The sequence below is a fragment of the Lacinutrix sp. C3R15 genome, assembly GCF_018860825.1.
In the GTDB taxonomy this organism is placed as follows: Bacteria; Bacteroidota; Bacteroidia; order Flavobacteriales; family Flavobacteriaceae; genus Oceanihabitans.
Window position 1 is genome coordinate 1 of the sequence record NZ_JAHKPZ010000032.1, and the last position, 6943, is coordinate 6943.

Below are 6943 nucleotides of genomic sequence, written 5' to 3' on the forward strand. Positions count from 1 at the left end.
GTCTAGTTTTACCATTACTGTTAGCGGAACACCTCCTGTAGACACCCTTTCTAACGAAACTGTTTGTACTAGCTACACCTTACCAACCCTTACCAACGGAAACTATTTTACGGCAACCAATGGTGCAGGAACGCAACTTAACGCTGGTGATACCATTACAACAACGCAAACTATTTATATTTATAACGAAGTGGGGACTGCTCCTGATACTTGCTCTAACGAGTCTAGTTTTACCATTACTGTTAGTGGAACACCTCCTGTAGACACCCTTTCTAACGAAACTGTTTGTACTAGTTACACCTTACCAACCCTTACCAACGGAAACTATTTTACGGCAACCAATGGTGCAGGAACGCAACTTAACGCTGGTGATACCATTACAACAACGCAAACTATTTATATTTATAACGAAGTAGGTACTGCTCCTAATACTTGTTCTAACGAGTCTAGTTTTACCATTACTATTTATCCTGCAACAGATTTCACCCTTACAGATGCAAATATTTCTATTGTAGATAACACCATAACGGTTAACATGACAGACACTAGCATAAATTATCTGTATGCTATAGACACTTCTGCGTGGCAAACAAATCCTATATTCACTGATGTTGCTAACGGAGATCACCTTTTATATGTTCAAGATGAAAATGGCTGTGTTATTAAATCTCTATCATTTACAATAGATAGCTTAGAAGAAATAATCATTCCTTTATTTTTTACTCCAAATGGAGATAACTATAATGATACTTGGTTAATAACAGACAATCAAAACACTATTAAAGAAATTCTAATTTTTGATAGATATGGTAAACTTTTAAAACAAGTTTCACCTGCTTTAAAATCTTGGGACGGAATCTACAATGGCTATTTTATGGAAAGTAATGATTATTGGTACCTAATTACATTGCATACTGGTAAAACCATCAAAGGGCATTTTACACTTAAAAGATAAACTATAAAAATTTCAGAAACTTAAATTCTATATTAGAATATCTTTTAAGTAATTTAGCCTTTAAAGCGCTACAAGTACTCAAAACTTTAGACATTTAAGTATGAAATTCAAAATAGAATCCGAATTTAAACCCACAGGAGATCAACCACAAGCCATAAAAAAACTGGTTTCTGGTTTAGATACCAATGAAAAATACCAAACCTTACTTGGTGTTACTGGTTCTGGTAAAACATTTACTGTTGCTAATGTTATTGAACAAGTACAGCGTCCTACCTTAGTACTTGCTCATAACAAGACTTTAGCTGCACAATTGTACAGTGAGTTTAAACAGTTTTTTCCTGAAAATGCTGTGGAGTATTTTGTTTCCTATTATGATTATTACCAACCAGAAGCTTATATTCCTGTTTCTGGTGTATATATAGAAAAAGATTTATCTATTAATGAAGAGATTGAAAAGATGCGTTTAAGCACAACCTCTTCCCTACTTTCTGGTCGTCGTGATGTAATTGTAATAGCTTCGGTTTCTTGTTTATATGGTATAGGTAATCCTGTAGAGTTTCAAAAAAATGTAATTACATTAAAACGAGACCAAGAAATTTCACGCACCAAATTATTACACCAATTAGTACAAAGCTTGTATTCGCGTACAGAAGCAGATTTTAACCACGGAAACTTCCGAATTAAAGGAGATACGGTTGACATATTTCCGAGTTATGCTGATGATGCTTTTAGAATTCACTTTTTTGGTGATGAAATTGAAGAAATTGAATCTTTTGATATTCAAACCAATCAAATCATTGAAAAATATGACATCTTAACCATTTATCCTGCAAACATGTTTGTGACTTCTCCAGATGTCTTGCAAGGAGCTATTAAAAATATTCAAGATGATTTAGTGAAACAGTTCGATTATTTTAAAGAAATAGGAAAACATCTGGAAGCTAAACGACTTAAAGAGCGTACCGAATTTGACCTTGAAATGATTCGTGAACTTGGCTATTGTTCTGGAATTGAAAATTATTCCAGATATCTTGACGGAAGACAACCAGGAACACGACCTTTCTGTTTATTAGATTATTTTCCTGAAGACTTTTTAATGGTTGTTGACGAAAGTCACGTTACCATATCACAAGTACACGCCATGTATGGTGGTGACAGAAGTAGAAAAGAAAACCTTGTAGAATATGGTTTCAGACTACCTGCTGCTATGGATAACAGGCCTTTAAAATTTGAAGAATTTGAAACTTTACAAAATCAAGTAATTTATGTAAGTGCTACACCTGCAGACTATGAATTAGAAAAATCAGATGGTGTCTATGTGGAACAAATAATAAGACCTACAGGTTTATTAGATCCTATTATTGAAGTAAGACCAAGTTTAAACCAAATTGATGATTTAATTGAAGAAATTCAACAACGTGTAGAAAAAGACGAACGTACTTTAGTAACTACGCTTACCAAGCGTATGGCAGAAGAACTAACCAAATATTTAAGCAGAATTCAAATTCGCGTAAACTATATACATAGTGATGTAGATACTCTTGAACGTGTACAGATTATGCAAGATTTAAGAAAAGGCTTGTTTGATGTTTTAGTTGGTGTAAACCTACTTCGTGAAGGATTAGATTTACCTGAAGTTTCTCTGGTTGCTATTTTAGATGCAGATAAAGAAGGTTTTTTACGTTCGGCAAGATCTCTAACCCAAACGGTTGGTAGAGCTGCTAGAAACCTTAACGGAAAAGCGATTATGTATGCCGACAAGATTACAAAAAGTATGCAAAAAACCATTGACGAAACAGAGTATAGACGCGCAAAACAGATTGCATATAACACCAAAAACAACCTTGTTCCAAAAGCACTTAATAAAAGCTTAGATAGTGCTTTATCTAAAAACTCTGTAAGCACTTATAGTTATGAACTGGAAGCAGCAAAGGCTGCAGAACCTGAAAGTGCATACCTTACTAAAGAAGAACTGGAAAAGAAAATTCGTGAAAAAAGAAAAACTATGGAGCAAGCTGCAAAGGCATTAGACTTTATAGTAGCAGCAAAATTGCGTGACGAAATAAAAAGCTACCAAGGCAAACTAGAAGAATTGAAAGCTTAACTGATGACTGATGACTGATGACTAATGACTAAAACCTATGTCATTTCGAGCTTGTCGAGAAATCTTTTTTCAACAATTCCTAAACCTTTTTTAATTTAGAGAGGAAAAAACATATTTGAAAAATGAGATTCCTGTCTACACAGGAATAAGTTCAACTAACTAAATTAAATGCGCCTTTGGCTTTTTAATTTAGAGTTTCACTTAATTATACTGTACCTTAAAAATATCTATTAATACGTCTGGTGGTACTATTTTATTAGGAAAACTTTCCATTAAATACAAAACAGTATTAATCGAATCGTAATTTAAGCCCATTCTTAAACCAAAATTATGAAGTTTGTTAATTTCTTTGTCTGTAATTTCTCCATCAATACTCATTAACAACACCAATCTATGAAATTGTACAATACGCTCACTATGTGATTTTAAATGCACATGGTGTATAGGGTTTTTTATAAGATAATCAAAATCTTCACGAGAAATACTTAGCTGTTTTGCAACACCTAATAAAAATTTATATTCTATCTTTTTTATTCTTTTGTCATTTTTTGCAAACGCAATCATTTCAGACAAAAGGCTTAGTTTTTCTACCCTATTTATCATTTACTACTGAGGATTTAATTAATTATTATAAAGTTAGATATAATCCATCTTTTATAATCGTTGATATATTGTATCTTGTCGAAAAAAAAAGAGTAATTCATCGATTTTTTACTAATTTCATAGAACTAAAACAGCTTAAAATTAGACACAAAACCTTTACACACAAAGCTTTAGACGATATTTTCTTATTAAACTAACACTATTTATTAAAATTCTACAATGACAAATAATGACATATTTAAAAAACTACGCGTAGCACACAAGCTTCGTGATGATGATATTATTAAAATTCTTGCTTTAGTAGATTTTAGAATTGAAAAAAGTGAATTAAATGCTTTTTTTAGAAAAGAAGATCATCCTAAATATATGGAGTGTGGTGATCAGATTTTACGAAACTTTCTTAACGGCTTAGTGATTCATTTAAGAGGACCAATGCCAAAAAAGGGAGAGAAGAAACCAAACACAGTTTCAGCAAAAAAGAATACAGAAAAAAACTAATTTAACTCGTATAAAATAGGTCTAAAAACCCATATTATTTTATTGTAATGCGTATTCTGTAATAGAAAAACATTTCAAATAGATTCAAAATAAAAAAAGAGCAACTAATGGTTGCTCTTTTTTATGTATATATGTTAAGATACTAAGTATATATTAAGCTAATACCTGTTGTACTTTATCAGCAGCTTCTTGAAACTCTGTAGCACTCATTACATCTAAACCAGAATTATCAATTAATTCTTTAGCTATATCTGCATTAGTACCTTGTAAACGAACAATAATTGGTACGTTTATAGTTCCCATGTTTTTATATGCATCAATTACACCTTGTGCAACTCTGTCACAACGTACAATACCACCAAAAATATTAATTAAGATTGCTTTTACTGCAGGATCTCTTAATATAAGTTCAAAAGCAATTTCTACTCTTGCTGCATCTGCAGTACCACCAACATCTAAAAAGTTTGCCGGCTCACCACCTGCTTGTTTAATTAAATCCATAGTAGCCATTGCAAGACCAGCACCATTTACCATACAACCAACGTTTCCGTCAAGATCAACATAGTTTAATCCATGCTCTCCTGCTTCAACTTCAATAGCATTTTCTTCACGTAAATCACGTAAAGCTGCTAAATCTTTATGTCTAAATAATGCATTATCATCTAAAGAAACTTTAGCATCAACAGCCATTATTTTAGAGTCACTAGTTTTTAACACTGGGTTAATTTCAAATAATGAAGAATCAGACTCTACATATGCAGTATATAAAGAAGTAACAAATTTTGTCATTTCTTTAAAGGCTAATCCTGTCAATCCTAAATTAAAAGCAATACGTCTAGCTTGAAAAGGAATTAATCCTATAGCTGGATCTACTTCTTCATGAAAAATTAAGTGAGGGGTTTCTTCAGCAACAGTTTCAATATCCATTCCACCTTCTGTAGAATACATAATCATATTTTTACCAGTTCCTCTATTTAAAAGTACAGAAATATAATATTCTTCTGGCTCAGAGTCTCCAGGATAATAAACATCTTCAGCAACTAAAACTTGGTGTACACGTTTACCTTCGGCAGAAGTTTGTGGTGTTACCAAATCCATTCCAATAATTTGTCCTGCAATTTCTTCTACTTGCTCTAAATTTTTAGCAAGCTTAACTCCTCCACCTTTACCACGTCCACCAGCATGTACTTGTGCTTTAATCACGTGCCAACCAGTTCCGGTTTCTTCCGTTAATTTTTTAGCAGCAGCTACTGCTTCTTGAGCATTTTGGGCAACAATTCCTCTTTGAATACGTACGCCAAAACTGCTTAATAATTCTTTTCCTTGATATTCGTGTAAATTCATCTTGTTTAAAGTAAAATTTTAGAAACACAAAAGTAAATAATCACAAGAACTTACCCTAATTTAATTATCAAAAAACAAACAACACTTTAAAAACTTAATTTGTTAAATAATTAACAAATTGTTTTAAATGTGTAATAATATGTTGTTTTCGTTTTTAAACAACAAGAAAAAAATATCTTTGAAAAAAAAATACACATGCAAAACAGCACATTATTACAAATAGCAAAAGATTTTGGAAGCCCTATTTATGTTTACGATGCAGAAAAAATTAGTTTTCAATATACGCGTTTAACTTCTGCATTTAAAAAAGTAAAACAGGTAAAACTTAATTATGCTGTTAAAGCATTGTCAAATATTTCTATTTTAAAATTAATGAAATCTTTAGGAGCAGGATTAGATACTGTTTCTATTCAAGAAGTAAAATTAGGGCTTACCGCTGGTTTTACTCCTGATCAAATTATTTTTACGCCTAACGGAGTTTCTTTAGAAGAAATTGAAACTGCAGCAAAACTTGGTGTTCAAATTAACATAGATAACCTTTCTATTTTAGAGCAGTTTGGTACCAAACACCCAAAAACTCCTGTTTGTATTCGTATAAATCCGCATGTAATGGCTGGAGGAAACACTAATATTTCTGTAGGACATATAGATAGTAAATTTGGAATTTCTATACACCAAATACCACATATACTTCGTATTGTAGAAAATACCAAAATGCATATTAACGGTATTCACATGCATACAGGAAGTGATATTTTAGATATTGATGTGTTTTTATATGCAAGTGAAATTTTGTTTGAAACTGCTAAAAACTTTAAAAATTTAGACTTTATTGATTTTGGTTCTGGTTTTAAAGTGCCTTATAAAGAAGGAGATATTGAAACCAATATTGAAGAATTTGGCGACAAACTTTCAAAACGTTTTAACGAGTTTTGCGCTGCTTATGGTAAAGAATTAACCTTAGGTTTTGAACCAGGAAAATTTTTAGTGAGTGAAGCTGGTCAGTTTTTAGTAAATGTAAATGTAGTAAAACAAACTACCTCTACCGTTTTTGCACAAGTAGATTCTGGTTTTAATCATTTAATAAGACCTATGCTTTATGGATCTCAACATGAAATAGAAAATATTTCTAACCCAAAAGGAAGAGAACGTTTTTATAGCGTAGTTGGCTACATTTGCGAAACCGATACTTTTGCTAATAACAGACGTATTGCAGAGATTAACGAAGGAGATATTTTATCTTTTAAAAATGCTGGAGCATATTGTTACTCTATGTCTAGTAATTATAATTCACGCTATCGTCCTGCTGAAGTACTTTGGCTAAATAACAAAGCGCATTTAATACGAAAAAGAGAAACTTTTGATGATATACTTAACAATCAAATAGAAATAGAGATTTCTGATAAAAAGAAATCTAAATAAATTAAAAAAATGCGCTT

General features: G+C 31.8%; 6 protein-coding genes. 4 read left to right on the forward strand and 2 right to left on the reverse strand.

Annotation, left to right across the window (positions count from 1 at the left end; translation table 11 throughout):
* Together KO494_RS11815 and uvrB are read left to right on the forward strand one after the other, a co-directional pair.
* The coding region (locus KO494_RS11815; protein WP_215967821.1) for a T9SS type B sorting domain-containing protein at positions 1-955 on the forward strand (955 nt) is incomplete at its 5' end.
* Positions 956-1055: 100 nt separating this feature from the next.
* Positions 1056-3059 carry an excinuclease ABC subunit UvrB gene (gene uvrB, locus KO494_RS11820; RefSeq protein ID WP_215967822.1) on the forward strand — a complete coding sequence of 668 codons (2004 nt, stop codon included), beginning with the start codon at positions 1056-1058 and terminating at the stop codon, positions 3057-3059.
* 201 nt (positions 3060-3260) lie between these two features.
* On the opposite strand, the gene KO494_RS11825 is transcribed toward uvrB, so the two are convergent.
* Entirely contained in the window at positions 3261-3662 is a 402-nt protein-coding gene (locus KO494_RS11825; RefSeq protein WP_215967823.1) for a TerB family tellurite resistance protein, read from the reverse strand.
* Between the two features lie 219 nt (positions 3663-3881).
* On the opposite strand from KO494_RS11825, the gene KO494_RS11830 reads away from it, so the two are divergent.
* Entirely contained in the window at positions 3882-4160 is a 279-nt protein-coding gene (locus KO494_RS11830) for a DUF1456 family protein (RefSeq protein ID WP_215967824.1), read from the forward strand.
* A gap of 153 nt (positions 4161-4313) precedes the next feature.
* Here KO494_RS11830 and sucC read toward each other — a convergent pair whose 3' ends face one another.
* Positions 4314-5504 carry an ADP-forming succinate--CoA ligase subunit beta gene (gene sucC, locus KO494_RS11835; protein ID WP_215967825.1) on the reverse strand — a complete coding sequence of 397 codons (1191 nt, stop codon included), beginning with the start codon at positions 5502-5504 and terminating at the stop codon, positions 4314-4316.
* Between the two features lie 189 nt (positions 5505-5693).
* Here sucC and lysA point away from each other — a divergent pair, with 189 nt between their 5' ends.
* Positions 5694-6926, forward strand: a complete 1233-nt coding sequence (gene lysA, locus KO494_RS11840) for a diaminopimelate decarboxylase (RefSeq protein ID WP_303427699.1) — start codon at positions 5694-5696, stop codon at positions 6924-6926.
* The last annotated feature ends 17 nt before the right edge of the window (positions 6927-6943 follow it).

What these genes read in the sequence shown, in the direction of transcription:
- uvrB (WP_215967822.1), top strand. Translation starts at nt 1,056, where the DNA reads ATGAAATTCAAAATAGAATCCGAATTTAAACCCACAGGAGATCAACCA.
- sucC (WP_215967825.1), bottom strand. Translation starts at nt 5,504, where the DNA reads ATGAATTTACACGAATATCAAGGAAAAGAATTATTAAGCAGTTTTGGC.
- KO494_RS11825 (WP_215967823.1), bottom strand. Translation starts at nt 3,662, where the DNA reads ATGATAAATAGGGTAGAAAAACTAAGCCTTTTGTCTGAAATGATTGCG.
- KO494_RS11830 (WP_215967824.1), top strand. Translation starts at nt 3,882, where the DNA reads ATGACAAATAATGACATATTTAAAAAACTACGCGTAGCACACAAGCTT.